This is a genomic window from Paraburkholderia phenazinium (genome assembly GCF_900100735.1).
Classification (GTDB): Bacteria; Pseudomonadota; Gammaproteobacteria; order Burkholderiales; family Burkholderiaceae; genus Paraburkholderia; species Paraburkholderia phenazinia.
In genome coordinates, this window is record NZ_FNCJ01000003.1 from 461891 (window position 1) to 487648 (window position 25758).

The following is a 25758-nucleotide window of genomic DNA, read 5'->3' on the forward strand; positions in this document are numbered from 1 at the left end:
ATGCGTCCACATCTGCCGCTCAACGCCTTACGTGCTTTCGAATCGTCGGCACGCCACCTGAGCTTCACGCGCGCCGCGCTCGAACTGAACGTGACCCAGGCGGCCGTCAGCCAGCAGGTGCGCATGCTGGAAGAGCGGCTCGGCACCGCCCTCTTCAAGCGGCTGCCGCGCGGGCTGGGCATGACCGACGAAGGGCGTGCGCTGCTGCCGGTCCTGAGCGACGCGTTCGGCCGCATCGAGAGCGTGCTCAAGCAATTCGAAGGGGGGCATTTTCATGAGGTGCTGACGGTAGGCGTGGTCGGCACCTTCGCGGTCGGCTGGCTGATGCCGCGGCTCAAATCGTTTCGCCAGGCGCATCCGTTCGTGGAGCTGAGGCTCCTGACCCATAACAATCTCGTGGATCTCGCGTCAGAAGGTCTGGACTTTGCGATTCGCTTCGGCGAGGGCATCTGGCCGGGCACCCACAACGAGTTGTTGCTCGACGCACCGCTTAGCGTGCTGTGCGCGCCGGAGATTGCCCGCCGGCTGGCGGCGCCGGGCGAGTTGGCACGCGAAACCCTGTTGCGCTCCTATCGCGCCGACGAGTGGAGCCTCTGGCTCGCCGCTGCGGGGCTCGATCCATGGAGCGTCAACGGCCCGGTGTTCGATTCGTCGCGTTTGATGGTGGAGGCGGCGGTGCAAGGCGCCGGCGTGGCGCTGGCGCCGCCGCGCATGTTCGAGCGCGAGTTGCAGACCGGTGCGCTGGTTTGCCCGTTCAAGACCGAAGTGAAAACCGGCAGCTACTGGCTCACGCGGCTGAAATCGCGGCGCATGGCGCCGGCGATGGAGGTGTTTCGCAACTGGATACTGTCCGAGGCGAACGGCATGCCGCTTGCTGACTGATCGGTACCGCGGGATTCCGGCTACGGCGTAACGACCTCGCGCCGATCCCCCGCCACCTTGAAGGCCGCGGTCAAGGCGCTCAACTGTTGCGCCTGACTCGCGAGCGAGCTCGCCGTCGCCGCGCTCTCCTCGACCAGCGCCGCGTTGTGTTGCGTGACTTCGTCCATCTGCGTGACGGCGAGGCTCACCTGCTTGATGCCCTCGCTCTGCTCGCGCGAGGCCGCCGCAATCTCCCCGACGATGCGCGCCACCCGGCTGATCGCCGCTTCGACCTCCTGCATCGTGCCGCCGGTTTGGTTGACGAGGCCCGCGCCATTCTCGACGCGCGAAGTCGACTCCGCGATCAGCGCGCCAATCTCCTTGGCCGCGGCCGCCGAACGCTGCGCGAGGCTGCGCACTTCGCCGGCCACCACCGCGAAACCGCGCCCGTCTTCGCCGGCGCGCGCCGCTTCGACCGCCGCGTTCAAGGCGAGGATGTTGGTCTGGAAGGCAATCGCCTCGATCGCCGTGATGATGCCGGTCATCTTCGACGAGCCGGCATGAATCGCCTGCATGGTCTCGACCATGCTGCCCACCGAAGCGCGTCCGCGCGCCGCCATCTCGGAGGCATGCGAGGCCAGTTCGCTCGCATGGCGGGCGTTTTCCGCGTTCAGTTCGACGGTGGCGGTCAACTGCTCCATCGCCGAAGCGGTTTGTTCGAGAGAGGCCGCCTGCTCCTCGGTGCGCTGCGACAGATCGAGATTGCCCGCGGCGATCTGCTGCGTCGACGAAGCGATCGAATGCGAACCGGCCCGCACCGTCGTGACGGTGGCGCCGAGCCTGGCCTGCATCGCCGCGAGGCCGCGCAGCAACAGCGCCATTTCGTCGTTGGAGCGGATCGGCACCTGGGTGGTCAGCTCACCGGCCGCGATCGCGTCGAACTGGCGCAGCGCGTCGTGCAACGGCGTCATGATCGCGCGGCGCAAGGTGCGCCAGCTCAGGAAGGCTACCGTCAAACCCAACGCGATGCTGCCGAGGCTCGCCCACAGCAGCCGGTGAAAACGCGCCGCCGAGCGTTCGTTGGCCTCTTGCGCCTGCTGGTTCAGATACTGTTCGAGCGCGCCCTGGCTCGTATTCATCGCGGTGTAGAGGCCAATCAGACGGTTGGCGCGGCTCTCGTCCATCCAGTTGGTGTCGCCGCTGCGGATCGCCGCGATCAGTTGGTCGATGGCGTCGCGCCTGACGGCCGTGCGTTTCGCGGCGAGATCGTCGGTAAGCTGTTGCAGCTCCGGCGTCTTCGGCAGCTCGCGGAAGCTGTTCCACCATTTGTCCGACTCGGCTAGCAGCGCGCCTGCGCGGTCGAGCTGCGCGGTGAGTTGCGGCGAATGCGGGTTGCTCATCGCCCAGTCGAGTCCGAAGCGGGCCCGCGACATGGCGGTCCCCGACTTGCCCAGCGCCACCACTGAGGCGAAATGCACCGCGTAGGCGTCGTGCTGCGCGTCGTTACTCTGCGACATCCCGACCATGCCCAGCACGCCGGTCCCGATCAGCAACGCGGCGAGGAAGGCGATCGTGATCGCAATCCGCAGATTGATGGTGAGATTCTTCGTCATCGTAGTCGGTGGTCTTTCCAGGCTGGACGTGCGGGCTCCGCGCACGTTCGGGCAGCAACCTCGCCGCTCGCTTCGTTCCACACAAGGAACAACGTATCGTATTTGGAAAGTATAACGACTCGCCGGACGCGGCAAAAGCAATTTTGAGAATGTGTGGCGCGTATTCGACGCCACGTGGGGCCGCGGTGCGGGGATGCTGTTCTCGAAGTGACTCACCAGACTGTGCGCCCAAATGGGCATCCAGGCGGGCACCCAAGCGCGGCAAACTACTCGCCGATCCACGAGCCGCGCAGGTCGCTATCGTGCAGCAGTTGCAGCAAGGTGCCCGCCGGGCGGCTGAGCCGTTTCGCGGCAAGCGCGATGAATTCCACCGCCGGCAGCACCGGCAGACTGGCGTTGTTGACTGGCGGCGCGAGGCCGCGGGCGGCCAGATACTGCGGCCGCACGGTGATGCCCAGGCCGCCGCGCGCCGCGGCAATGCAGCCGGCGTGGCTGCTGCTCGTGCACACCACCTGCCAGCTAAAGCCCGCTTCGGCGAGCGCATCCAGTACGACTGCGCGCGTCACGCTCGGCTCGGCCACGAGGATCAGCGGCAGCGGCTGCGTCATATCCACCAGCGTGCCGGTGCGCGCGAGCCACTCGAGCCGCCCCGTGAAAAGCGGTACGCCACGCCGGTCGCCAAGGCGCCGCTTGCCGACCAGCAGGTCGATCGAGCCGGCATCCAGCAATTCGTAGAGCTTGCCGGTCATGCCGATGGTGATCTCCAGCTCCACATCGGGATGGGCGTTGCGAAATGCCGCGAGCACAGTGGGCAGCGGCCCGAGCGCGACGTCATCCGAGGAACCCAGCCGCACACGGCCTTTCAGGCGCGGCGCGCGAAACTGCGATTCGGCGCGCTTGATGGCCTGCAGGATCACGCTGGCATGGGCAAGCATCGCCTCGCCATCGGGCGTCAGGGCGAGTGAGTGGGTGTCGCGCACGAACACCCGCCGGCCGATCTCGTGTTCCAGGCGGCGAATGTGCTCGCTCACGCTCGACTGCGTGAGGCCGAGTTGCCGCCCCGCCTCCGTGAAGCTATGGCACGCGGCGACGGTGGCGAAGGTCTTGAGCCAGATGGGATTGAGCATGCGCCATTGTTATCGGCAATATCGATAACAGTCAACGTCCTTAGTGGGGTTCCCGATTGACTGGCATGTCAATATCATGTCGGCATACCCAACGCTTGCCTCGCAGATCACCTTGCACCGCCATGCTGCGGTGCAAAGCGACTGAGGCGGCCCCGCATGCCGAGAAGTTCACCATGAGTAAGGATTCAAGCCAGACTGCGTTGCTCTGGATCGTCGCTGCCGGTTTTTTCATGCAGTCGCTCGATACGACGATCGTTAACACCGCGTTGCCCTCCATCGCCCATAGCCTGCACGAAAGGCCGCTGGCGATGCAGCCGGTGATCGTCGCCTACACGCTCACCATGGCCATGCTCACGCCCGCCTCGGGCTGGCTCGCCGATCGCTTCGGCACACGCCGGGTCTATTTCGCGGCCATCCTGATCTTCGTGCTCGGCTCGCTATGCTGCTCGAGCGCGCATACGCTGGGACAACTGGTGATCGCGCGGGTGCTGCAAGGCGTCGGCGGTTCGATGCTGCTGCCCATCGGGCGGCTTGCCGTGCTGCGCAGCGTCTCCGGCGAGCAGTATGTGTCGGCGCTGGCGTTTATCTCGGTGGCGGGGCAGGTCGGGCCGATCGTTGGACCGACGCTCGGCGGCTGGTTCGTCGAAGCCATCTCGTGGCACTGGATTTTTCTGATCAACGTGCCGATCGGCGCGATTGGCCTGTTTGCCGTGCATCGCTATCTGCCGCGCAGCACCACTTCGGCTGCGCCACCCTTCGACCTGGCCGGCTGCGCACTGCTCTCGCTGTGCATGATCGCCTTTTCACTCGCCGTGGATACACCGGTACAGACGCATCGCGCCGCTTGGGCCACGGGTCTGTTCGTACTCGGCCTCGTCTCCGCCCTCGCCTATGTACCCTACGCGAAGCGCCGCGCCAATCCGCTGTTCAAGCTCAAACTGTTTAGCGAACCTAACTTCAGCGTCGGGCTGATCGGCAATCTGGTGTGCCGGATCGGTTCGAGCGCGGTGCCGTTCCTGCTGCCCTTGCTGATGCAGTTGCAGCTCGGCTATACGCCGCTGCATTCCGGCATGATGATGTTGCCCGCCGCACTCGCCGGCACCGTCGCCAAACGCTGGATCGCACCGCTCATCCGGCGCTACGGCTACGACACGTTCCTGCTGGTCAACACCATCATCGTGGGCTCGGCAATTGTCGGGTTCGCGCTGATCTCGCGCGGCACGCCGCTCGCACTCGAAATTGCCGTGCTCGCGGTGTTCGGCGCGGCCAATTCGATGCAGTTCGCGGCCATGAACAGCGTCACGTTGAAGGGGCTCTCACATGAGGACGCCGGCAGCGGCAACAGCCTGTTCTCGATGGTGCAGATGCTGGCAATGGGGCTGGGTGTGTCGATTGGCGGCGGGCTCGTCAATCTGTTCTCGGCACAACTCGGCTCAGCGGCGCTCGGTTTTCGCTTGAGCTTCGTGTGCGTCGGCGTGATTACGCTGGTGTCCGCGCTGGTGTTTCGGCGCCTCGAAGAAGCGCCGCTGGCGCCGGCTGGCGTGGGACGCGCGGCGTCCAGCGTTCCGATGGCCTAGCGGATGTGATCGCCAAAGAGACCGAGCAAGCCGATGATGATCAGATACAACGCCACGATGTAGTTAAGCAGGCGCGGCACCGCAAGGATCAGAATGCCGGCGATCAGCGCCGCGAGCGGGCCCATGTTGGTCACGATATGCATGTTCTTTTTCTCCTGGATCGATAGCGGAAAATTCCGCGTGGCTACTGGCGCCGGCAACCGGCGCGCTGCGCCGCAAATGCCGCGGGTGCGCTCGCACAGCGGCGAACCTTGCGTGGGCGGCTGCTAGAGCCGCTTGCTGTGAGGCAGCAATCCGCATGCCTGCCTGAGTCCATTCTATGCCCTCTATCCGTCGCAGCATCACCCGCCTGCCAAGGTGCGGGCCTCCTTCGACTTGAGCGTTTCATTGACCGCGCCAACGGCTCGGGCCGCCACGCGATTGAGCGAGCGCAGTGCGCAAGCCCCGCCCATCTGCTAACCTGATTGTCTTCCCGACTACAGCGTCCTCAGGCGCGTTTCTCATGCCCATCCGGTTCATCACTGCGCACAAGCTCGCCACCCGCGCCACGCTTGCCGCGGTACTCGCGCTCCCCTGCGCAGCGTTCTCCCAGGTGCAGGCTGTCACCAACGAGCCTGTCAACCTGATGTCCGGACCCGGTGACGACTATCCCGTGGTCGCCGGACTCGCGCCCAATCAGCCGGTCGAGGTAATGGGCTGCGTGAGCGGCTATGAGTGGTGCGACGTCGTGCTCGACGACCTGCGCGGCTGGGTCTACGGCGGCGCTCTCACCTATGCGTATGAAGGTAATTACGTGCCGCTCATCAGCTACGGCGCGGTGATCGGCTTGCCGGTGGTAGTGTTCTCGTTCGACTCGTATTGGGACAACTACTATCGCGGCCGGCCGTGGTATGGCGATCGCGATCGCTGGCGCCATGGCGGGCCATCCGGCTATCCTGGCCATCCGTATCAAGCGCCGCCGCAACAGTCCCAGCCGTACCGGCCACCGGGCCAGCCCTATCCGAACGGCGGCAATGCATACGCGCCGCCGGGCCAACCGGTCTACCGTCCGAACACCGGACCGGTCCCGCACGGCGGACAGCCGCAGCCTCAAGGGCAGCCGCAGCAGCAATTCGGCGGTCGTCCGCCGGCGCCGGTGCAGCCTCAGCCTCATCCACAGGCGCAGCAGCCGCAGCAACAGTTCGGCGGCCGGCCGCCGATGCAGGAGCGTGCGCAACCACAGCAGCAGCCGCAGAGCCGCGGACAGCAAAACGAGGGACATCGCGAGCCGCCGCAGTAGCCTTGCTCACGTCGTGAAGTCCGCCTGGTCAGACGAACAAAGGCCATCCCCGGCGCGCGACGCGTCGGGTTTCCGGTTCAGATCTGTACCCTCGGCGAGCTTCACGTCCAGCGCCGCTTCCCCGGCAGGCGCGAGCGCCAGATCGGCGCAGGCGGCCCACGCCGACAGCGTATCGCCGAACCCGCCGCGCGCCCGGCTCGCGCGCCGCGCACTGGTGACCACACGCGGCGCGGCGCTCCACGCGATGCACGCGCCGCTCGCCAGCAACTGCTCGACGAGAGCCACATCCTCACTGCATGCGAGCGGAGCGAAGCCGCCCGCCCGGCGATAGGCCTGCGCGGAAACGCCTAGGTTGGCGCCGTGCACATGCCGATGCCCATCGGCGTCCAGATAGATCCGACCGAAGTAGTCGCGCACGTGTGGCGGATGCGCGGCCCAGTCGTCGACGCAGATCGAACCGCACACCGCATCCACGCCCAGCGCCAATTGCGCCGCGAGCCAACCCGGTCCGACGCGGCTGTCCGCATCCGTAAATGCCAGCCAGCGTGCGCCCGCCGCGAGCAGGCGCTGTGCGCCGGCACCCCGCGCGATGCCGACATTGCGCGCCTGCAACACGAGCGTTTCGACGCCGCAGCAGGTGGCGATTTCGCTGGAGCGGTCCGTGCAATCGTCGAGCACCACGATCGTTCGCACCACTTCGCCGCCTAGCGCGGGATCGCGCGCCGCTTCGAGGACTGCGGCAAGGCAGCTTGCCAGCGAAGCATCCTCGTTGTGGGCGGGAATCACGACGCCGATCATGCGAGCCCCTCGTGTTGCGCCACTGAGCGTGGGTCGGCGGACCACACGTCGAGCAGTACATCCGCATCTTCGTGATGGGCGAGCCGCGCGAGTCCGCAGCGTGTATCGAGCACGGCATGGACCGTCGCCGCGGGCTGCGGCGCGGCTTCGAATGGCCGCCGCCAGTGGCACGCCAGCAAGGTGCCGTCCGGCGTGAGCGCAGTCTTGATGCGGTCGGCCAACTGCTGCAGTTCCGGCTCGCGGAGGTAATAGGCAAGCTCGCTGATCACGATCAGATCGAATGCCCCGTCCGGCCAGTCGTACGGGATAGTGCGGCGCTCGACGCACACGTGCGGCAGCGCCGACAGGCGTTCGCTGGCGAGACGCACGGCCGTTTCGTTCAGATCGGCCACGAGCAGGCTGTCGCAACGGGCGGCAAGCTGCGCCGACAGTTCGCCGTTCGCGCAGCCCGGCTCGAAAGCGCGCCGGAAGCGCTCGCGCGGCAGCAAGGCTAGCGTCAGCAGGCGCTTGCGGCGCTCGTACCAGCGGTTGCGAAAACCCCAGGGATCGTCGCAAGCTTCATAGAGCGATTCAAAATAACCGTTGGATGAAATCATTTCGGATACCTTGTCATATGGCCTGCGACTTAGAGAGCCCACCTGGCGCCGCCCGCAAGGTCGAAGCGGTCCGGGTGCTCGCGAATGCCGGTGTCGCGCTCCTGCAGCAAGCGCTCGCCGAGTGCAGCCAGGTCGCGCTCGGCATGGCTTTGTCGAAGGAACACCGGCAGATCGGCCATCGCGCGAGCAAACCGTGCGTCGCGGCACAGCGGCGCCGCGCCGAGCGCCCGACCGGCATGCTCCATCACCGTGGTGGCGGCCGTCTCGACCAGCAGACGCGTGCGCAACGCTGCGCTCTGGTGGTTGCCACCGGGATCGGCGTCGATCTGCGCAGCGCTGGCGCGTAGCACCGCCGCCGCACCGGCGAGCGCGACGTCGATTGCGCCGAGATGCGCGAGACGGTGGACATCTGCGGGGCGGCCTTCTGCGGGGCGGCCATCCGCGGGGCGGCCACCCGCGCGCTGCGTGACGGCCGCGGCAACCATGCCGGCGATACCGGCTGCCGCGCCGTACCAGCATGCCGCGATCCCCGCGCCGCCCTGCCAGAAGCCGGCCCGTCGAACATAGTCATGCGGCGCACCGAGCTGGAACGCGCGGGCCTGTTCGAAGCGGACATCGCCGCTGCCGGTCGCGCGCATGCCGACTGCGTGCCAATGCTGCGTGGAAACCGAAATCGACGGCTGATCGAGTGCGACTGCGGCCAGCACCGGCGCGTCGCCGAGCCACGCCGTCACCAGCGCGTGGCTGAGCGCGCGGGCGCCCGAGCACCATGCCTTGACGCCCTCCAGTTGCAGTTCGCCGTCGGCAAGCGGGGTCGCCGTGACGCGGGCGTCGGGCGCTTCGGCCGCCCATACGCCCCAGCGGCTGCCTTGGGGCGCGGCAGGTCCATTCAGCTCGGCGAGGATCGCCAGCGCATCGGTGTGACCTTCGAACAGTTTGACGAGACCGAGATCGCGTGCCGCCACCGCCGCCAGGGCGCGCCACCTCGTCAAGGTACGGCCGCTGCCCGGCAACGGCAGACGGTCATGGCCGGCGTCGACCATCTGCGTGAGGATGGCCCCGAGTGCAGCGGGGTCCGACGGGTCGAAGCTCGCGTGGCTCAGGAAACTTTCGAGCGCAGCGGCTGAATTTTTTACAGAGTCCTGATGATTGGCAGAGACCAGGTCATCGTCAGTCGATGCGCCATGGGCACGCCGCCGCGCCTCGTGATCCGCTGCACGCACACGGGTATCCAGCATGGGGCCTCCGTTGACCGCGTCGATTGGACTGCGCGGCCCTTCGGCAACCGCAGCGCTTGCTGCTGTCGAGCAAGCGGTGTGCCGCGGCTGGTTCGCCGGTTCACAAAGCGCGACGCCGGCGCAGGCAGCATAATGACGAGGTGAGCGGCGCGATCGTTTGTCGCCCTGCTGGCCAAAGCGGCGCAAGGAGACCAGAGCACGATGAAGCATGCCCTTTCGAGCGACGACCTGTTGCAACGCGCCGTGCTCACCGAACTGCATGCGGCCGGATTGCCTGCCGGTCGCGTCGGCGTCACGGCGCACGCCGGTATCGTGACGCTACTCGGCCACGTCGAGCACGCCGACCACAAACAGACCGCTGAGAACGCGGCGTTATGGGTCGAAGGCGTCAGGGCCGTGGTCGTCGCCATCGAGATTTGCGCTCCCGGTGCGGCCAGGCTGCGTGACGACCAGATCGCCAGTGAGGCGCTTATGCGCCTTGCGTGGGACGCGTGGGTGCCGCACGACGCGCTCAAGGTCACGGTGGAACAGGGAAGCGTGACGCTGGCCGGTCAGGTTGACCGGGCGGAGCAGAAAGCGGCCGCATTAGAGGATGTCAGGCGCCTCTTCGGAGTGGCCGCGGTATCCAACCGGATCACGGTCAAGCGAGGCGGCAAGGGAGTACGGGGCTGAGAGCGCCAATGCCGGCCCGATTCGCGAGCCGCTACGCATCACGCGAAGCTCCCCGCCTTAAGAAGCTGACTCTTGCAGCAGCGCCCGGCAATGGCGTGCAATCTGCCGCTCTTCCTCGGTATGCAGCACGCGTACTTTGCCGGCCGGATCAGCGGCGTCCAAACCGAGAAACGCCAGGCCCGAGCAGACCCGGCGCCGCACCTCGGCGCTGTGCTCGCCGATGCCGCCGGCAAACACCAGCAAATCGATCCCTCCGAGCAATGCAGCGTACGCACCGACGTATTTGCGCACTGCCGTGGCGAATACGTCGATCGCCAGTTCGGCTTCCTGATCCCCTGCAGCGCTACGTCGTTCGAGCGCCTGCATATCGCCCTCACCTCCCGTAAAACCGGCAAAGCCGCTCTCGCGGTTCAAGAGCGTTTCGAGCCGCTCGGCGTCTAGCTGTTCGGTGCGCATCAGATACAGCAGCACACCGGGGTCGAGGTCGCCGCTGCGCGTGGCCATCGGCACGCCGCCGGTCGGTGTCAGGCCCATCGATGTATCGACGGAGCGCCCGTCGCGCAGCGCGCAGACGCTGGAGCCGTTGCCCAGATGCGCAAACACCGCCCGCGCAGGCAGCTCGGCGCCAAGGCGCCGAGCGAGCGATTCGTACGACAAGCCATGAAAACCGTAGCGAATCACCCCAGCCTGCGCATAGCGGCGCGGCAGCGCCAACTGCGACGCCGACGCAGGCAAGGTGCGATGGAAGGCCGTATCGAAGCAGACATAATGGCGCGCGTCGCCGAAAATCCGCGTGGCTTGATCGATCAGCGCCAGCGCCGGCGGGATATGCAGCGGCGCGAAATGCACCGCGGCCTGCAGTTGCTGCCTGACCTCGGGAGTGAGAAGCTGATGCTCGCGCAGGTGCGGGCCGCCGTGCACCACGCGATGCCCCACCGCCACCGGACGTGTATGTCCATGCTCGGCCAGCACGCTGGCGACTTTCTGCAAGGCGTCAGTCTGCGACTGCAGCACGTGCGTCGCTTGCAGCAGCACCGTGCCGTCCGCCGCTTTCATTGTCAGGCTGCCATCGGCGCGGCCGATGCCCTCGGCGCTTCCTTCCAGCAGCAGTGCTTCGTCATCCTGAGCGGCGTTGAACAGCCCGAACTTCAGCGACGACGAGCCGCTGTTCAGCACCAGAATCGCCGGCGGGTTGGTCTGCGGGTTGATTGGATTCTCTGGCATTACCCTAGCCTGTCCACGTCCAGTTACGGATCTCGTCGCGGTCGATCCCTTCGGCATGCGCATACGCAATCTGCTCGATGATCTGGCCGCGCAGCCATTCCTTGACATGGTCGCCTACGCCGCGCAGACCCGGCACGCGATCGATCACGTCGATCGCCAGCGAGAAGCGGTCCACCTGGTTGATGATGGCCAGTTCGAGCGGCGTATTGATGTTGCCCTTCTCGTGATAGCCATGGACGTGCAGGTTCTCGTGATTGGTGCGGCGGTAAGTGAGCTTGTGGACCAGCGACGAGTACGAGTGGAAGTTGAAGATGACCGGTTTGCTGGTGGTGAATAGCGAATCGAAATCGCGATCCGACAAGCCGTGCGGATGATCGGTGTCGGGCATCAGCCTGAACAGATCCACTACGTTCACGAAGCGGATTTTCAGGGTGGGAAACTTCTCCTTCAGGATCTGCACGGCCGCGAGCGACTCCATGGTCGGGATGTCGCCCGCGCAGGCCATCACCACGTCCGGCTCGGCGCCCTGATCGGTCGATGCCCAGTCCCAGATGCCGATACCCTTGGTGCAGTGCGTGACGGCCTCCGTCATATCGAGGTACTGCAGATGTGGCTGCTTGTCGGCGACGATCACGTTGACGTAGTCGCGCGAGCGCAGGCAATGGTCGGCTACGCTCAGCAGGCAATTGGCATCGGGCGGTAGATAGATACGCACCACGTTCGGGCTCTTGTTGGTGACGACATCGAGAAAGCCGGGGTCCTGATGGGTAAAGCCGTTGTGGTCCTGACGCCAGACCAGCGAGGTAATCAGCAGGTTGATGGACGGCACAGGCTGCCGCCATCTCAGTTCGAGCTTCGATTTTTCGAGCCACTTGGCGTGCTGGTTGAACATCGAGTCGATCACGTGCACGAACGCTTCGTAAGTGGCGAAGAGTCCATGGCGGCCGGTCAGAACATAGCCCTCGAACCAGCCTTCCAGTGTGTGTTCGCTGAGCATTTCCATGACCCGGCCGTCGACCGAGAGTTCGCCGCCATCCGCGTCGCTCGGCAGCGTATTGGCAAGCCAGGTTTTCCCGGACACTTCGTAGATCGCGGTCAGCCGGTTGCTGGCGGTCTCGTCGGGGCCGAAGACGCGAAAGCCGCTCATGTTGCGGCGCATGACCTCGCAGAGAAACTTGCCGAGCACCTCGGTGGGCGGCACATAGGCCGCGCCGGGCGCCTTGACCTCGATGCCGTACTCGCGAAAGTCCGGCATCTCGAGCGCCTTGCATAGCAGGCCGCCGTTGGCGTGCGGATTGGCGCTGATGCGGCGCGCGCCGGTGGGCGCGAGTTCGCGCAATTCCTCGACGAGCCGCCCCTGCTCGTCGAACAGATCTTCCGGGCGGTAACGCCGCATCCAGCTCTCGACGAGTTTCAGGCTTGCGTCGTTGGTGGCCGGATCGAGAATCGGCACCTGGTGGGCGCGCCACGATCCTTCGACCTGATGGCCGTCCACCTCCTTCGGTCCGGTCCAGCCCTTGGGCGAGCGCAGTACGATCATCGGCCAGCGCGGCCGCTCGGCACGGCCGCTCGCGCGCGCCTGCTGCTGGATCGCGCGGATTTCGCCGATGCAGTGTTCGAGCGTGGCCGCCATTTTCTGATGCATGGCCTGTGGCTCGTCGCCCTCCACGAAGTACGGCTTGTGTCCGTAGCCCGTCAGCAAGGCCTCCAGTTCTTCACGCGGGATGCGGGCGAGAATGGTCGGATTGGCGATCTTGTAGCCATTCAGATGCAGCACCGGCAACACGGCGCCGTCGCGGATCGGATTGAGGAATTTGTTCGAATGCCACGAAGTGGCGAGCGGTCCGGTCTCCGCTTCGCCGTCGCCGACCATCACGGCGACGATCAGATCCGGGTTGTCGAACGCTGCGCCATAGCCATGCGACAGGCTGTAGCCGAGTTCACCGCCTTCGTGGATCGAACCGGGCGTCTCCGGTGTGCAATGCGAACCGATGCCGCCGGGAAACGAGAACTGGCGGAAAAAGCGCCGCATGCCGGCTTCGTCTTCACTGCGATCCGGGTAGATCTCCGAGTAGCGGCCTTCAAGGTAGCTGCTCGCGAGCGTGGCCGGTGCGCCATGGCCGGGACCGGCGACGTAGATGACGTCCAGATCGAGCTGTTTGATGAGACGGTTCAGATGCACCAGCAGGAAGCTCTGCCCGGGATCGGAGCCCCAGTGGCCGAGCAGGCGCCGCTTGATGTGTTCGGGCTTGAGCGGCTCGCGTAGCAGCGGATTGTCGCGCAGATAAATCATCCCGGCTGCGAGGTAGTTGCAGGCGTTCCAGTAGCGGTCCATCTTGCGCAGGGTTTCGGCATCCAGCACGGGGGTGTTCGTGTCGATCTCGGCCATCGGGTGACTCCATGAGGTGGTCCCGCAGTCGGCGCTGCGGCGGGCGCCGCAGTTGAGTTGGAGCTTGAGTTTGACGTTGAGCGCGCAGTTCGGCGCGCGCTCAACGACTAGGCAGGCGTGTGACGCGCCTTCTCGAACACTGCGACCCACTTGCGGTACTGCCCGGCAATCCGCTGCGCAGCCTCTGTGCGGCTGGCCTTGCCGGCCTCATAGTCGGCGACGGCATCGAAAAAACTGGTCCGGCCGACCGCGAAGCCGATGAAACCGTCTACGTGTGCCGCCGTTTCGAGCCAGTCGATCACCTTCTGCTCATCCGCGCCGCGGCCGAGCACAATGCAACTGACATGACCACGGCCGCCGCGCCGCGTGGCCGCGACCACGCGCTCGCAATCCTCGCGGCGGTCGAGCCCTTCGATTTTCCACACCGCCGGTTCGACGCCGGCATCCTGCAACGCCGTGATGGCGTCGCACATCAACTGCGGACGCAATTGCAGGTCGTAGGCCGCGGCCTCGCCTTTCACGCTTTTCAGTTGCTCGTCGGTGGCCGGCACCAGCAACTCGAACATCAACAGTCGCCCCTTGTCGAGACAATAGTCCGACAAACGCTGCAGGCGCTCGGCCTGACGACGGTTCATCTCCGCATCGTCGGCCGGGTTGTAGCGGACCAGCACCTTGACGAAGGTCGCATCGACCGCCTCGATATGCTCGGCGAACGCTTCGCCATATTCGAAGTGGAACTCGTTCGAACCGCTCTGCTCAACCGAGGCCGCGGTGACGTAGCCGCGCTCGTGGGCATCTCGCAAGATCCGTGCCCCGAACGCCTCGTCCACCAGCACGCCGGCGCTTTGCTTCGGCACGCCTTGTGCCGCTGCGGCGAGAAACCCTTCGTAGATGAGTTGCTTGCTGTCTTCCACCTTGGCCTGCTGCTCGGCGTCGAGCGGAAACTTGAAGTGGAACATGCTGCTCACGTAGGAATTGCGGTGATCGAACGGCAGCAGATAGAGTGGTTGATCGTAACCCGATGGCATGACGAGATCCTCCGTTGGGCGCCTGCGCACAGGTTGCGTCGGCGCCAGAAAGCGGCTGAATCGGCCCGCATGACGATGCGGTGTTGGTGTGACAGGGGCGGCGCGGCAAGGTTCGCGCCCGGACGGACGCCCTACTGCGGGTGGCTCGCCGCGCGGATGACGGCCCCCTCCGGTTGGCCTTCCTGCGGAAGGCCGGCCCCCCCCGGATGGCCGGCCCGCCCAAATCCATCATAGTGCGCAGTGCTTGTGCCAGCCAGATGACAGTCACCCTGCCGACAGCGCCCCCAGATCCATGCTGGCCAGCTCGCCGATATGCTCGACGGTCACATCCGCCGGCGGGTAGCCGGCAATCGCGGCCGGGTCGTGCGCATAATGCCCCTGGCGCGGAAAGACCGTCGTCAGACGTTCCTGCCAGATCTGCTTCATCGCAGCGAGAATGCGCAGCTTGTCGTCGATCATCACATAGCGCCGCGCCGGGTAGCGCTGCACCACCTCGTCGAGCATCTGCTCCTTGTGGATGTAGATCAGCACGCGCCCTTCCACCGCGTCCCAGAGCCCGGCCTGTTTGATCTTGCGGGGCTGGAATACCACGTCGCCATCCGAAAGAATCACGGTGGGGCCGAGCGTGCTCAAACGCGCCAGCGCCGCGAGCGCACCGGGATAGAGACGCGTGGCGAACGGATAATCGATCAGGAACGACGACATCAGCATCAGCCGCGTGTCGCACTGGCGCTCCTCGCGGTAGCGTTGCAGCGCACCGAGATAGTCGGCGTAGCCTAGTTCGCTGCGCAATGTTTCGAAGATTTCCCAGTACCGGTCGCTGCTTGCGCTGCCAAACTGCTCAGTCAGGTGGGCACGCAAATCCGCCACCACCTGATCGTTGTCCAATAACGTGTTGTCGCAGTCGAGCAGGAATACGACTTCTTCAGACGTGCTCATACGCCAGGTTCCTCCGCAACATAGGTGTCCGGTAGCTTCAGCCGCTATTGATCATACTCGCGCTCACTCGGCGGCGTCGTTCAGGTATGCAATGGAGCGACCGGCTGCGGGGGGGCGGTGGCGCTCGGCAAGCTGCGAATGGTCGGCTTGCTGGTACGTCACGCCAGCCATGATGACATTCAAATTCATTGATAAGTAATACGTATGACTTTCCTGTGGCGTGGCAATCGACAAGACGACCCAAGCCTTGCAAGCAAGGCAGGCATGACTCGCACTGGATGCACGTGGGGGAAGAAAAGAAAAAGATGCGCGCTCCCGGGACCAAACTGGGCGCGCGCATGTCACTTGCTACACGGCAGCATCAAAAGGACCGGGGAATCCATGGTTTGGCGCCACCGCAACTCCAGATTACTCGCCTCTACCGGATCCCGAAAGGGGTAAAACCACAGCATCGTCGCTTCAATTCCGCAACAATTGAAGCGACGTTGAGCCGCTTGATTCCCCTGATTTATACCGGCTCGATCGCTCTATTTTGCGAGCACGCCTAACTAGCGTCCGGCGTCCATCGCTCCTCTCGCGCCACCCGTTCGAGCGCCAGTTCGAACATCGCCCGGGCCCGATTCGCCACTTCAGCCAGATAACGATGCAACGCGGCATCGGCTGGCGTGCGCGACATGCAGTCGTCGCTGTACTGCTCGAACGACGACAGTTGCCGCACCAGATCGGCAAGATGGCGCGGGCACTCGCATGCAATCGTCGAGGACATGCCCGCGATCGCCGCCAGCGCTTCGTCGGAGTAGCGGCGCGGCGTGCGCGCGTACGCCCCGACAGCGTCGCGCGTCTGGCGGCCCGGCGACAGGTCGCGCAGGATCTGCAGCGCCTGGGCCTTTTCGAGCGGCTCGCGGTAGACCCGCACACCCGAGTGGCGCAGCGCATTGACGCTGTGCTCGGTACCGAAGGCATAGACCACCGCGACCACTTTGGCGTGACAGGTTTCGCCCAACGCGAGCACGGCGTGCACGAGTTCGTCCTGCAGCGAGGCGACATGAATCATCAGCGCGTCGGCTTTGAGCGGATGCGCCTGGGCGTCCTTGATATCGTCGAATACAGTGAGCCGTGGCTGGCTGGCCGACTGTAGTTCCGGCAGATCGCTACGCAGGCGCCGCGCCAGCGACGTGCCGACAATCGCAAGGGTCGACTCGGCGGCGCTTTCTACCGGGTCGGGTGGAAAGGCCGCCTCGGCATAGGTCAGCGCCAGGCGGTCCAGTTGATCGAGTTCGAGCCTCGCGATCGAGCCAATGGCGTGACCGCGCTCGACCAGTTTTTTCAGCAAGATCAGCCGCCGCACGTCTTGCGACGAATAGAGGCGCTGGCCCGACGCCGTCTTGGGCGGCGAGACGACACCGTAGCGCCGCTCCCAGATGCGCAAGGTCGTGACGGGCATCCGCGCAAGCCGCGCTGCCGCCCCGCTGCGGTAGCACGGAAGCTTGGCTTTCTCTTCTTCACCAATGGCTGACATGGAAGTGACACGCTCGCAAAAGATCTACAGGATCATCGTCGCTGATGTTGCTCCGACGCACGAACGACTCGTCCATGATCAATGATAGGCGTCCATTCCGACTCACACCAAAGTCAAAATCAACATATTTCGAGTCATTAGCGTTTCACCCTGGTGCTATGCAATCCGGTCGCGGCACCAGCCTGTCTCCGTATTCGCACGCATTGCGCCTGCCCGGCTTGCTGTGCGAAATTGCCTTGAGCCAATCACGCGCTCAGCCGTCAATCCAACAAAATTTTTAAAAGAAGAGGCGCTCATGTCCACACAGAAGGCGGCGGAAATCGCCGCCCGGTTCGACCGGTTGCCCCCCTCGCGCACCGTCTGGACCATGGTGATCCTGATCTCGCTGGGCGGCGTGTTCGAGTTCTACGACCTGTTCTTCACCGGCTATGTCGCGCCAGGCATGATCGAATCGGGGCTCTTCAAGCCTGAATCGCTCGGTTTCTTCGCGGCGCTCCAGCCGCTCGCGGTAGCCGGCTTCGGCACCTTTGTGTTCGCCACCTTTGCGGGCCTCTGGATCGGCACGGTGGCGTTCGGCTTCGTGGCGGACCGCTTCGGGCGCCGCGTGGTGTTCACGTGGTCGCTGATCTGGTACATGGTCTGCACCATCATCATGGCGTTCCAGACCTCGGGCTTGGCGCTCGATATCTGGCGTCTGATCGCCGGCATCGGCATCGGCGTGGAACTGGTCACGATCGACACCTACATCTCCGAGTTGATCCCCGGCGGCGAGCGCGGCCGCGCGTACGCGGTCAACCAGTTCATCACCTTTTCGGTCGTGCCGGTGGTGGCGTTCCTCGCCTACATACTGAAAGGCACACAACCGCTCGGCCTCGAATACTGGCGGGTGGTGATCCTGATCGGCTCGGTCGGTGCGGCGGTGGTCTGGATTCTGCGCCGCAAGATTCCCGAAAGCCCGCGCTGGCTCGCCCGCCACGGCAGGATCGAGGAAGCGGAGCGCATCGTCGCCGACATCGAGCGCCGCGTCGCGGCAGAGAAAGGCGTGGTCCTGCCTGCGCCGCAGCCGGTTGCGCCCGAACAGTCCGGTACCGGTTCATACGGGGAAATTTTCGGGCCGTCGTACCGGACCCGCACGCTGATTCTGTCGATCTTCAACATGGCCCAGGTGATCGGCTTCTACGGTTTCGCCGCCTGGGTGCCGACCCTGCTGATTCATCGCGGCATTCATGTGACGGCGAGCCTCGGCTACGCCTTCATCATCGCCATCGCCAATCCGTTCGGGCCGCTCTTGGGCGTGTGGTTTGCCGACAAGCTCGAACGCAAGACACAGATTTGCGGCGGGCTGATCACGATGGCGGTGGTGATCGGGGTGTTCTCGCAGGCGTCCGAGCCGTGGCTCCTGATCGTTCTCGGCGTGCTCTTCACGCTCGCCGCCAACATCATGTCGTACGCGTACCACGGCTACCAGGCCGAGCTGTTTCCGACGCGCATTCGCGCCCGGGCGATCGGCTTCGTGTATTCGTGGAGCCGCATTTCCGCGGCGTTTGCGGGGCTGGCCATCGGCATCCTGTTGCATGGCTATGGGGTGCCGGGTGTCGCCGCGTTCATCGGCATCTCCATGCTGGTGGGGATCTGCATGATCCTGCTCGGACCATCGACGCGCGGCCGTTCGTTGGAGTCGATCAGTCATTGACGCTTGCGCGCCTAAAAGAAAGGCCCGGCTACGCGCCGGGCCTGCAAAGGTCACCCGCCGCGCACTGTGAAGCGGCGAGGGGCAACTGGACGTGACTATCGAAGCAATCAGGCTTCAATGTATTCATTGCGGCTTAAAGGGAGCTTAAACGTGCGCAGCGTCTCTGCGTAAGCCCCGCTTCGCTACCCCGTTCGCTTCATCGCCTTCATCCTCCGCACCACCGGCTTAAGCGATGTTTAAGCCTGACTGCCTACCCTGCACTTGTGCCGGCGCCGATGCGCGCAACGACACGCGACGCAGCACGCGAACAGCGTGGCTCGAACGCGCGCGACGCGGCCGGACGGGGTAAGGCGCGCGCGGCGCCTGCCTTGGCTATCGTGAACTGTGCGAAGGAGATGTCATCATGAACAAAACCGCGATGTGGCGTCTGACGGTGGGCGCACTGGCTACCGTCTGCAGCCTGCAATTTGCATGGGCTGCGCAGCCCGGCTTGCCGCCGGCCCAGCATGCCGGTGCGATTACGTACTTGTCAGGCGGCATCGGCAGCGATCAGTCAGCGGCAATCAAGGATGCGATGCATAATTATCCGCTCGTGCTGGAGTTCGTCGGCACGACGCATAACGGCAACGAGTACCTCGCGGACATCCCCGTGCAGATCGCCGACATGCACGGCAACAACGTCCTGAACGCCAGCGCACACGGCCCCTTCATGCTGTTGTCGCTGCCGAACGGACGCTATACGATTACCGCCACGCACGACGGCAAAACCAAACAGCGTACCGTGAACGTTGCGTCGGCGACGCATGCCCATGAGATGTTTGCATGGCCAATGTAGAGGGGACCAGTATGCGTCCCGGCCGTTGCCGCCAGCCCTGGCAGGCTGGCGTAGCAGCGGCATGAACGAGGCGACGCGCAGTTATGACCGAATCTGAAAACTCCAGCCGTATCGCCGCGGACGAAACCCGGGCGTCCTCAGGCGCCACCGCAAGTCGCACGCCGCCGGCGCAGCGCCCTGCCGGATCGTCGCGCACGCTGTGGGTCGTGCTGCTAACCCTGCCCGTGACGATCGCAGCGCTCGCGATCGCCATCGAGCTGTTCGGTCTTCTGCTACGTCTTGGCGGCCAGTGACGCAGCGCGCCTCCTGAGGCGGCCCGAGGCCGTCCGAGGCGCCGCGCTCAGAAAATAAAACCCGTGTTGATGAACTTCGAGGTGTGGTCCGAGACGATCGCATCGAGCAGCGCCTTGCTGCTCTCGGTCTGCTTGGCGGCCACCATCGAGCGGATCGAAAACGCCCTCAGCGCGTCCGTGACCGACAAGGTACCCTCCGCCGAATCCTTGCGGCCGGCAAACGGAAACACGTCGGGCCCGCGCTGGCACTGGCAATTGATGTTCACGCGGCACACCTGGTTGACGAGCGGGTCGACCAGTTCGCCGATCACCACCGGGTCCGAGCCGAAGATGCTGACCTGCTGGCCGTGGTCCGAGGTGGTCACATAGTCGAGCGCCGTTTCGAGGTCGTCGAACGGCGTCACCGGGATGATCGGACCGAACTGCTCCTCGCGGTACAGCATCATGCCTTCGGTCACCGGATAGACCACTGCCGGATAGAACAGCGTCTTGCAGAACACCCCGCCGCCTTCATTGATGACGCGGGCGCCTTTTGCTTTCGCATCGTCGATCGCCTCGGTCATGTACGCGGTGCGGTGCAGGCCCGGCAGCGGCGTGATCGACACCCCCGGCTCCCACGGCATGGCCACTTTCAGCTTCGCCAGTTCCGCCGAAAAGCGCTCGAGGAACGCTTCGACGATCGAGCGGTGCACGATCAGCATCTTCAGCGCCGTACAGCGTTGCCCGTTAAACGACAGCGCGCCCAGCAGGCACTCCTTGACGGCCAGATCGAGGTCCGCATCGGGCAGGACGATGGCCGCGTTCTTGGCGTCGAGCCCCAGCACGGCGCGCAGCCGGTGCGACTTCGGATGCTGTTTCTTCAGATGGTCGGCCACCTTGCTGGAGCCGATCAGCGCCAGCACGTTGATCTTGCCGGAGGCGAGCATGTGCGGCACCACCACGGCGCCCGGCGCATAGATGGTGTTGATCACGCCCTTGGGAAAGGCGTCGCGAAACGCTTCGAGCAGCGGATAGAACAGCAGCGTGCCGTACTGCGGCGGCTTGAACACCACCGTATTGCCCATCAGCAGCGCGGGGATCAGTGTGGCAAAGGTCTCGTTGAGCGGATAGTTGTACGGCCCCATGCACAGCACGACGCCAAGAGGCGTGCGGCGAATCTGCCCGATGGTGCCCTCGGCGATCACAAAACGCGAATTGCCGTTGTCGAGTTCCTTGAGGGCGTCGATGGTGGCCAGCATGTAGGTGACGGTCCGGTCGAACTCCTTTTGCGAGTCCGCCAGGCTCTTGCCGATCTCCCACATGATCAGATTCACGATCAGGCTGCGCTGCGCCACCATGCGTTTGATGAAATCCTGCATGCAGGCAATGCGCTGCGCGACCGTCATGGTCGGCCATTCGCCGCGGCCCGAATCGTAAGCCTGCACGGCCGCGTCCAGCGCGGCGTCGCTTTCCACCTCGCCCATCACCGGATAGCTGCCAATCTCCATCTGCGCAACGCCGCCATCGGCCTGCTGCACGCACACCGGCGACAGCACGGTCTTGCAGGCGCCGTCCCAACTGCGTAGCTCGCCGTTCACGAGCGACACGCGCTGGTGAATCGGCGCGGCGAGGCGCGCCGATTCGGGAATGGCGTCGGCGGTGGGAAACAGATGCTGGAGGCTTTCAACAGAGATCGTCGACATGGGCAGGCCTTCGGTGGTTGAGCGTCACGGCATGAACGCGGCACATCGCATGGAGCATCGGGGCCGCAGCTCGAACGCTGCGGCCTTCTCAGTCTAGCCAAACATCAAGACATCTGTGACCGCGCTGGATCTTCTGGCCGCGCCTGTAGCAGACGCGCACCGGCAGCGACCCGGCACGGCCCCGCCGCTAGTCGAAAGCAAGTTCGGCGTCGACCTGCTGGCCGAGCGCCAGCACCGAGCCGAAGCCCGCCATCACGATCGCGTTCTGGCCGAAGGTCAGTGCGCCGCCGACCCGCGCATCGGCGCGGTAGGCGCTCATGGTGTCGAGCGGCTCGTTCGGCCACTCGGGATCGGGCATGCCGCTCGCCTGGTCGAGCGTGGGAATCGGGCAGCGCGCGCACGGCTTGACGAGCTGAAGCTGCACCGTTTCGTCGCGCGTCCAGATCGCGAGATTCTCTACGTAATCTTCTTCATAAGCGTCGAGCCCCGCTACCACCAGGTTGGGCCGGAAGCGGTTCATCGGCACCGGCGGCGCGCCCTTGGCGGTGAGGCGCCGGTTCAGGTCGGCGAGCGACGCCTCGCCGATCACCAGCAGCGGAAAGCCGTCGGCAAACTGCGTGATGGCCGGCGTGTCGCCGGTCCAGCGTGGGTCGACCACGCGCCGCCCGGCCGGATCGAAGCGGGCAAGCCGCGCAGGCTCGCCGAGGAACGCGGAAAACCAGGCCGTGGTGTGCTCGCCGGTGTCCCAGGCCGCCATGGTGTCTTTCCAGACCGTCGCCGTGAGCGGCGCCGGCCGCTCGAGCGCCGTGACGGCGAGCGGCCGGCGCAACTCGGCCATGCCGGGCGCCGTGATCACCAGTTCGTCCTCGCCCAGCGCCACCCGGATCAAGGCAAGCTGCCCGTGGCTGCGCTGCGTCAGCATCTGTCCGCCTGGGTCGGTCACCATCCAGTTGCGGTCGTACTCGAGGCCCGTGGGCATCAGCCGGGCTTCGTTGAGCGCGATCCCAGCGCAGGATTTGATCGGATAGACGTATAGACTGCTGACGGCTGGCATATGGTCGGGATAAGGAGGTCGTTATATCGCGCAATTGTAATGCGCTGCTCCGCGCTGCGCTGCCGGCCAAAAAGCATAACGCGCCGCCGCCCCTTGCCTCGCGCCTTAATCAGCCCCAGACGCCGACGCGGCAATATATTCCCGCGCTGAGGGCCGGACCTTTGTTTCCGCCGTTACGCCGGCGCTCGCTTGGACGTAAAATTCCCGGGCGCGGTGTCGCCGCGCAGCCACGGCGGGCGCAGCGGCATGCCCACTGGCTACTGATATCTGCTTGCGCGGACCCCGCCACGCCCATAAGGCGCAGCGGGTCGGCGCACTGGCACGCGTGTCTGGCGGAAATCCTCGCCGCTGAACCACTCGACGCACTCGAAGCGCTGCTGCCCATGCGGCACAGCGTCTCGCGCTTCGCAGTCCATGCACCTTACAGCATGCACGGAAGCTGGGCGGACGGTCGAGGGCGTGCGTCACTGGATAGCTCTTGTAGAAGAATCCTTACCATCACCGAGACAGGAAATTCATTATGCTGACGAAATCCGTATTGACCGTTGCCGAAACGACGCAGATTCTCGACGCCGCGCGCGCCGAGGCCGAGAAGAACAAATGGGCTGTCACGATTGCGGTGGTCGATGACGGCGGGCATCTGCTCTCCTTGCTGCGTCTGGACGGCTGCGCGCCGGTCGGCGCCTACATCGCGACCGAGAAAGCCCGCACCGCCGCGCTCGGCCGCCGCGAATCGAAAGTCTACGAGGACATGATCAACGGCGGGCGCACGGCATTCCTGAGTGCGCCGCTCGCGGGCACGCTTGAAGGCGGCGTGCCGGTGATCGTCGACGCTCAGGTGATCGGCGCTGTCGGCGTGTCCGGCGTGAAGGCCGACCAGGACGCGCAGGTGGCCAAGGCGGGCGCGACCGTGCTCAACGGCTGAACCCCGGCCGCGCTCGACGAGGCAGCCCCCTCGCCGCAGCGCAGGACGCACGCAGCACACCATGCAACACCACGCAGCAGAAACGCATTGCCCAGCATCAGCCTAGCAGGAACAGGCCGGTGGCCCCACACCGGCCCAGCCAATTCAGATGGAGCAGTCCATGACTCAAATGACCAAGCGAAGCGGACTGCAGGTAGCCGCGAATCTCGACCAGTTTGTCGAACAGGAAGCCCTGCCGGGTACCGGTGTCGACAGCGCCGCCTTCTGGGCGGGCTTCGACGCGCTGGTGCACGACCTTGCACCGAAGAACCGGGCGCTCTTGGCCGAGCGCGATCGCCTGCAGAGCGAACTCGATCAGTGGCACCGCGCCCATCCGGGCCCGGTACGCGATCTGCGCGCTTACCGCAGCTTCCTCGAAAGCATCGGCTATATCGTGCCGGTACCGGCGCGCGTCAAAGCCACGACCGACCACGTGGACACCGAAATCGCCGAGCAGGCCGGCCCGCAGCTCGTCGTGCCGCTGTCGAACCAGCGTTATGCCCTGAACGCCGCCAATGCGCGCTGGGGCAGCCTGTACGACGCGCTGTACGGCACCGACGCGATCCCCGAAACCGACGGCGCCGAGAAGCAGGCGGCCTTCAATCCGGTGCGCGGCGCGCGCGTGATCGCCCGCGCCCGCGCGTTCCTCGACGAAGCCGCTCCGCTCGCGCAAGGCTCGCACGTGGACGCTACCGGCTATCGCGTCGAAAACGGCGCGCTGGTGGTCGCCCTGAAGAACGGCACCGCGGCTTTGAAGACCCCCGCGCAATTCATCGGCTATCAGGGCGATGCCGCTGCGCCCTCCGCCGTGCTGTTGAAGCACAACGGCCTGCACTTCGAAATCCAGATCGACGCCAACGATTCGATCGGCAAGACCGATGCGGCGCATGTCAAGGACGTGCTGATGGAAGCGGCGGTGAGCACGATCATCGACTGCGAAGACTCGGTCGCCGCCGTCGACGCGGACGACAAGGTCCAGCTCTACCGCAACTGGCTCGGCCTGATGAATGGCGATCTGACCGAAGAGGTCACGAAGAACGGCAAGACCTTTGTGCGCCGTCTGAACGCCGATCGCGTCTATACCGCCGCGAACGGTACGGCGCCGGTCGTGCTGCATGGCCGCTCGCTGCTGTTCATCCGCAATGTCGGTCATTTGATGACCAATCCGGCCGTGCTGACGAAAGACGACGAGGAGATTCCGGAAGGTATTCTCGACGCAGTGGTGACCACGTTGTGCGCGCTGCACGACCGCAAGCACAAACTGAATTCGCGCACCGGCTCGATCTATATCGTCAAGCCGAAAATGCACGGCCCGGCTGAAGTCGCCTTTGCGAGCGAACTGTTCGGACGCGTCGAAGACCTGCTCGGCCTCGAGCGCAACACGATCAAGATGGGCATCATGGACGAGGAGCGCCGCACCAGCGTCAACCTCGCTGCTTGTATCGCCGAAGCCTCGGACCGGGTGGCCTTCATCAACACGGGCTTCCTCGATCGCACCGGCGACGAGATGCATACCGCGATGGAAGCCGGCCCGATGCTGCGCAAGGGCGAGATGAAATCGACCGCGTGGATCGGCGCTTACGAGCGCAGCAACGTGCTGGTGGGTCTGGCTGCCGGACTGCGCGGCCGCGCGCAGATCGGCAAGGGCATGTGGGCGATGCCGGATCTGATGCATGCGATGCTGGAACAGAAGATCGCGCATCCGAAGGCCGGCGCCAATACCGCCTGGGTGCCCTCGCCGACCGCTGCCACGCTGCACGCGCTGCACTATCACCAGGTGGACGTGCAAGCGGTGCAGAAGGAACTCGAGAAGATCGATCTGGCGAGCGTGCGCGACGAACTGCTGGATGGCCTGCTGACGATTCCGGTCGTCGAAGCCGCCAGGTGGAATGCCGACGAGATTCGCCAGGAAGTGGAGAACAATGCGCAAGGCATTCTCGGCTACGTGGTGCGCTGGGTCGATCAGGGCGTCGGCTGCTCGAAGGTGCCGGACATCAACAACGTCGGCTTGATGGAAGACCGCGCCACGCTGCGTATTTCCAGCCAGCATATCGCCAACTGGCTGTATCACGGCGTGGTGACGCGCGAGCTGGTGCAGGAGACGCTCGAGCGCATGGCCAAGGTGGTGGACCAGCAGAATGCCGGCGATCCGCACTACCAGCCGATGGCGCCGGATTTCGACAACTCGCTCGCGTTCAAGGCGGCCTGCGCGCTGGTGTTCGAAGGACGCGCACAGCCGAGCGGCTACACCGAGCCCTTGCTGCACAAGTTCCGGCTCGAAGTGAAGAAGGTTTGACGGCGGCGCTTGCCTAGCCGAACCCTTGAGTTGACGTAACTGATCTGACGTAACCGGGTTGACGGGCGCCGCGCCGATGCG

At 65.1% G+C, this 25758-nt stretch carries 23 protein-coding genes; 10 read left to right on the forward strand and 13 right to left on the reverse strand.

What is annotated here, in order from left to right; genetic code table 11:
* Positions 1–882 (forward strand): LysR family transcriptional regulator, encoded by an 882-nt coding sequence (locus BLQ92_RS09190; protein WP_090683601.1) that lies wholly within the window; start codon positions 1–3, stop codon positions 880–882.
* Between the two features lie 20 nt (positions 883–902).
* Here BLQ92_RS09190 and BLQ92_RS09195 read toward each other — a convergent pair whose 3' ends face one another.
* Both BLQ92_RS09195 and BLQ92_RS09200 read right to left on the reverse strand, forming a co-directional pair.
* Positions 903–2474: a methyl-accepting chemotaxis protein gene (locus BLQ92_RS09195; protein WP_090683603.1), complete on the reverse strand. Its 1572-nt coding sequence runs from the start codon at positions 2472–2474 to the stop codon at positions 903–905.
* Positions 2475–2740: 266 nt separating this feature from the next.
* The gene (locus tag BLQ92_RS09200) at positions 2741–3601 is read right to left on the reverse strand and encodes a LysR family transcriptional regulator (RefSeq protein ID WP_090683605.1); all 861 of its coding nucleotides are present in this window, start codon (positions 3599–3601) and stop codon (positions 2741–2743) included.
* Positions 3602–3723: 122 nt separating this feature from the next.
* On the opposite strand from BLQ92_RS09200, the gene mdtD reads away from it, so the two are divergent.
* Positions 3724–5178 (forward strand): multidrug transporter subunit MdtD, encoded by a 1455-nt coding sequence (mdtD, locus tag BLQ92_RS09205; protein ID WP_143016549.1) that lies wholly within the window; start codon positions 3724–3726, stop codon positions 5176–5178.
* Here the strand turns inward: mdtD and BLQ92_RS09210 are convergent.
* Entirely contained in the window at positions 5175–5321 is a 147-nt protein-coding gene (locus tag BLQ92_RS09210) for a DUF3096 domain-containing protein (RefSeq protein ID WP_090683606.1), read from the reverse strand. The two genes, mdtD and BLQ92_RS09210, sit on opposite strands and share 4 nt — an antisense overlap.
* A 359-nt stretch (positions 5322–5680) precedes the next feature.
* On the opposite strand from BLQ92_RS09210, the gene BLQ92_RS09215 reads away from it, so the two are divergent.
* Positions 5681–6457, forward strand: a complete 777-nt coding sequence (locus tag BLQ92_RS09215; protein ID WP_090683608.1) for an SH3 domain-containing protein — start codon at positions 5681–5683, stop codon at positions 6455–6457.
* Between the two features lie 6 nt (positions 6458–6463).
* Here the strand turns inward: BLQ92_RS09215 and BLQ92_RS09220 are convergent, their stop codons facing one another.
* The 3 genes from BLQ92_RS09220 to BLQ92_RS09230 are packed head-to-tail and all read right to left on the reverse strand — an operon-like array spanning position 6464 to position 9089.
* Positions 6464–7255: a glycosyltransferase family 2 protein gene (locus BLQ92_RS09220; RefSeq protein ID WP_090683610.1), complete on the reverse strand. Its 792-nt coding sequence runs from the start codon at positions 7253–7255 to the stop codon at positions 6464–6466.
* Positions 7252–7851, reverse strand: coding sequence for an SAM-dependent methyltransferase (locus BLQ92_RS09225; RefSeq protein ID WP_090683612.1), 600 nt, complete (start codon positions 7849–7851; stop codon positions 7252–7254). The genes BLQ92_RS09220 and BLQ92_RS09225 overlap by 4 nt, the downstream gene beginning before the upstream one ends.
* 29 nt (positions 7852–7880) lie before the next feature.
* Positions 7881–9089 (reverse strand): acyl-CoA dehydrogenase family protein, encoded by a 1209-nt coding sequence (locus tag BLQ92_RS09230; protein ID WP_244106168.1) that lies wholly within the window; start codon positions 9087–9089, stop codon positions 7881–7883.
* Positions 9090–9290: 201 nt separating this feature from the next.
* Between BLQ92_RS09230 and BLQ92_RS09235 the strand changes: the two genes are divergently transcribed.
* Positions 9291–9761, forward strand: coding sequence for a BON domain-containing protein (locus BLQ92_RS09235; protein ID WP_090683613.1), 471 nt, complete (start codon positions 9291–9293; stop codon positions 9759–9761).
* A gap of 57 nt (positions 9762–9818) precedes the next feature.
* Here BLQ92_RS09235 and BLQ92_RS09240 read toward each other — a convergent pair whose 3' ends face one another.
* From BLQ92_RS09240 to BLQ92_RS09255, 4 genes are all read right to left on the reverse strand, one after another.
* Entirely contained in the window at positions 9819–10985 is a 1167-nt protein-coding gene (locus tag BLQ92_RS09240; RefSeq protein WP_090683615.1) for an acetate/propionate family kinase, read from the reverse strand.
* Between the two features lie 4 nt (positions 10986–10989).
* On the reverse strand, positions 10990–13374 hold the full coding sequence (locus BLQ92_RS09245) for a phosphoketolase family protein (RefSeq protein WP_090683617.1): 2385 nt from the start codon (positions 13372–13374) through the stop codon (positions 10990–10992).
* Positions 13375–13481: 107 nt separating this feature from the next.
* Positions 13482–14402 carry a 2-deoxy-5-keto-D-gluconate 6-phosphate aldolase domain-containing protein gene (locus BLQ92_RS09250; protein ID WP_090683619.1) on the reverse strand — a complete coding sequence of 307 codons (921 nt, stop codon included), beginning with the start codon at positions 14400–14402 and terminating at the stop codon, positions 13482–13484.
* 264 nt (positions 14403–14666) lie between these two features.
* A complete protein-coding gene (locus tag BLQ92_RS09255; protein WP_090683621.1) occupies positions 14667–15341 on the reverse strand; it encodes an HAD family hydrolase in 675 nt (224 codons plus the stop codon).
* 284 nt (positions 15342–15625) lie between these two features.
* Between BLQ92_RS09255 and BLQ92_RS09260 the strand changes: the two genes are divergently transcribed.
* Positions 15626–15889: a hypothetical protein gene (locus tag BLQ92_RS09260; RefSeq protein WP_143016550.1), complete on the forward strand. Its 264-nt coding sequence runs from the start codon at positions 15626–15628 to the stop codon at positions 15887–15889.
* On the opposite strand, the gene BLQ92_RS09265 is transcribed toward BLQ92_RS09260, so the two are convergent.
* Positions 15886–16860, reverse strand: a complete 975-nt coding sequence (locus BLQ92_RS09265) for a MerR family transcriptional regulator (protein ID WP_090683624.1) — start codon at positions 16858–16860, stop codon at positions 15886–15888. The genes BLQ92_RS09260 and BLQ92_RS09265 overlap by 4 nt on opposite strands.
* 295 nt (positions 16861–17155) lie before the next feature.
* On the opposite strand from BLQ92_RS09265, the gene BLQ92_RS09270 reads away from it, so the two are divergent.
* From BLQ92_RS09270 to BLQ92_RS09280, 3 genes are all read left to right on the forward strand, one after another.
* Positions 17156–18553 (forward strand): MFS transporter, encoded by a 1398-nt coding sequence (locus tag BLQ92_RS09270; protein ID WP_090683627.1) that lies wholly within the window; start codon positions 17156–17158, stop codon positions 18551–18553.
* A gap of 403 nt (positions 18554–18956) precedes the next feature.
* Complete coding sequence (locus BLQ92_RS09275) at positions 18957–19388, forward strand: hypothetical protein (protein WP_090683629.1); 432 nt, start codon at positions 18957–18959, stop codon at positions 19386–19388.
* A gap of 83 nt (positions 19389–19471) precedes the next feature.
* Complete coding sequence (locus tag BLQ92_RS09280; protein WP_090683631.1) at positions 19472–19681, forward strand: hypothetical protein; 210 nt, start codon at positions 19472–19474, stop codon at positions 19679–19681.
* Between the two features lie 47 nt (positions 19682–19728).
* On the opposite strand, the gene BLQ92_RS09285 is transcribed toward BLQ92_RS09280, so the two are convergent.
* Together BLQ92_RS09285 and BLQ92_RS09290 are read right to left on the reverse strand one after the other, a co-directional pair.
* Positions 19729–21363: an NADP-dependent glyceraldehyde-3-phosphate dehydrogenase gene (locus tag BLQ92_RS09285; RefSeq protein WP_090683633.1), complete on the reverse strand. Its 1635-nt coding sequence runs from the start codon at positions 21361–21363 to the stop codon at positions 19729–19731.
* Between the two features lie 187 nt (positions 21364–21550).
* On the reverse strand, positions 21551–22417 hold the full coding sequence (locus BLQ92_RS09290; protein WP_090683635.1) for an MOSC domain-containing protein: 867 nt from the start codon (positions 22415–22417) through the stop codon (positions 21551–21553).
* Positions 22418–22937: 520 nt separating this feature from the next.
* On the opposite strand from BLQ92_RS09290, the gene BLQ92_RS09295 reads away from it, so the two are divergent.
* Both BLQ92_RS09295 and BLQ92_RS09300 read left to right on the forward strand, forming a co-directional pair.
* Complete coding sequence (locus BLQ92_RS09295; RefSeq protein WP_090683637.1) at positions 22938–23342, forward strand: heme-binding protein; 405 nt, start codon at positions 22938–22940, stop codon at positions 23340–23342.
* A gap of 160 nt (positions 23343–23502) precedes the next feature.
* Positions 23503–25677, forward strand: a complete 2175-nt coding sequence (locus BLQ92_RS09300) for a malate synthase G (protein ID WP_090683639.1) — start codon at positions 23503–23505, stop codon at positions 25675–25677.
* Positions 25678–25758: the final 81 nt, after the last annotated feature.

What these genes read in the sequence shown, in the direction of transcription:
- BLQ92_RS09195 (WP_090683603.1), bottom strand. Translation starts at nt 2,474, where the DNA reads ATGACGAAGAATCTCACCATCAATCTGCGGATTGCGATCACGATCGCC.
- BLQ92_RS09295 (WP_090683637.1), top strand. Translation starts at nt 22,938, where the DNA reads ATGCTGACGAAATCCGTATTGACCGTTGCCGAAACGACGCAGATTCTC.
- BLQ92_RS09275 (WP_090683629.1), top strand. Translation starts at nt 18,957, where the DNA reads ATGAACAAAACCGCGATGTGGCGTCTGACGGTGGGCGCACTGGCTACC.
- BLQ92_RS09220 (WP_090683610.1), bottom strand. Translation starts at nt 7,255, where the DNA reads ATGATCGGCGTCGTGATTCCCGCCCACAACGAGGATGCTTCGCTGGCA.
- BLQ92_RS09235 (WP_090683613.1), top strand. Translation starts at nt 9,291, where the DNA reads ATGAAGCATGCCCTTTCGAGCGACGACCTGTTGCAACGCGCCGTGCTC.
- BLQ92_RS09270 (WP_090683627.1), top strand. Translation starts at nt 17,156, where the DNA reads ATGTCCACACAGAAGGCGGCGGAAATCGCCGCCCGGTTCGACCGGTTG.
- BLQ92_RS09255 (WP_090683621.1), bottom strand. Translation starts at nt 15,341, where the DNA reads ATGAGCACGTCTGAAGAAGTCGTATTCCTGCTCGACTGCGACAACACG.
- BLQ92_RS09215 (WP_090683608.1), top strand. Translation starts at nt 5,681, where the DNA reads ATGCCCATCCGGTTCATCACTGCGCACAAGCTCGCCACCCGCGCCACG.
- BLQ92_RS09265 (WP_090683624.1), bottom strand. Translation starts at nt 16,860, where the DNA reads ATGTCAGCCATTGGTGAAGAAGAGAAAGCCAAGCTTCCGTGCTACCGC.
- BLQ92_RS09245 (WP_090683617.1), bottom strand. Translation starts at nt 13,374, where the DNA reads ATGGCCGAGATCGACACGAACACCCCCGTGCTGGATGCCGAAACCCTG.
- BLQ92_RS09300 (WP_090683639.1), top strand. Translation starts at nt 23,503, where the DNA reads ATGACTCAAATGACCAAGCGAAGCGGACTGCAGGTAGCCGCGAATCTC.
- BLQ92_RS09285 (WP_090683633.1), bottom strand. Translation starts at nt 21,363, where the DNA reads ATGTCGACGATCTCTGTTGAAAGCCTCCAGCATCTGTTTCCCACCGCC.
- BLQ92_RS09230 (WP_244106168.1), bottom strand. Translation starts at nt 9,089, where the DNA reads ATGCTGGATACCCGTGTGCGTGCAGCGGATCACGAGGCGCGGCGGCGT.
- BLQ92_RS09290 (WP_090683635.1), bottom strand. Translation starts at nt 22,417, where the DNA reads ATGCCAGCCGTCAGCAGTCTATACGTCTATCCGATCAAATCCTGCGCT.
- BLQ92_RS09240 (WP_090683615.1), bottom strand. Translation starts at nt 10,985, where the DNA reads ATGCCAGAGAATCCAATCAACCCGCAGACCAACCCGCCGGCGATTCTG.
- BLQ92_RS09190 (WP_090683601.1), top strand. Translation starts at nt 1, where the DNA reads ATGCGTCCACATCTGCCGCTCAACGCCTTACGTGCTTTCGAATCGTCG.
- BLQ92_RS09200 (WP_090683605.1), bottom strand. Translation starts at nt 3,601, where the DNA reads ATGCTCAATCCCATCTGGCTCAAGACCTTCGCCACCGTCGCCGCGTGC.
- BLQ92_RS09280 (WP_090683631.1), top strand. Translation starts at nt 19,472, where the DNA reads ATGACCGAATCTGAAAACTCCAGCCGTATCGCCGCGGACGAAACCCGG.
- mdtD (WP_143016549.1), top strand. Translation starts at nt 3,724, where the DNA reads ATGCTGCGGTGCAAAGCGACTGAGGCGGCCCCGCATGCCGAGAAGTTC.
- BLQ92_RS09210 (WP_090683606.1), bottom strand. Translation starts at nt 5,321, where the DNA reads ATGCATATCGTGACCAACATGGGCCCGCTCGCGGCGCTGATCGCCGGC.
- BLQ92_RS09225 (WP_090683612.1), bottom strand. Translation starts at nt 7,851, where the DNA reads ATGATTTCATCCAACGGTTATTTTGAATCGCTCTATGAAGCTTGCGAC.
- BLQ92_RS09250 (WP_090683619.1), bottom strand. Translation starts at nt 14,402, where the DNA reads ATGCCATCGGGTTACGATCAACCACTCTATCTGCTGCCGTTCGATCAC.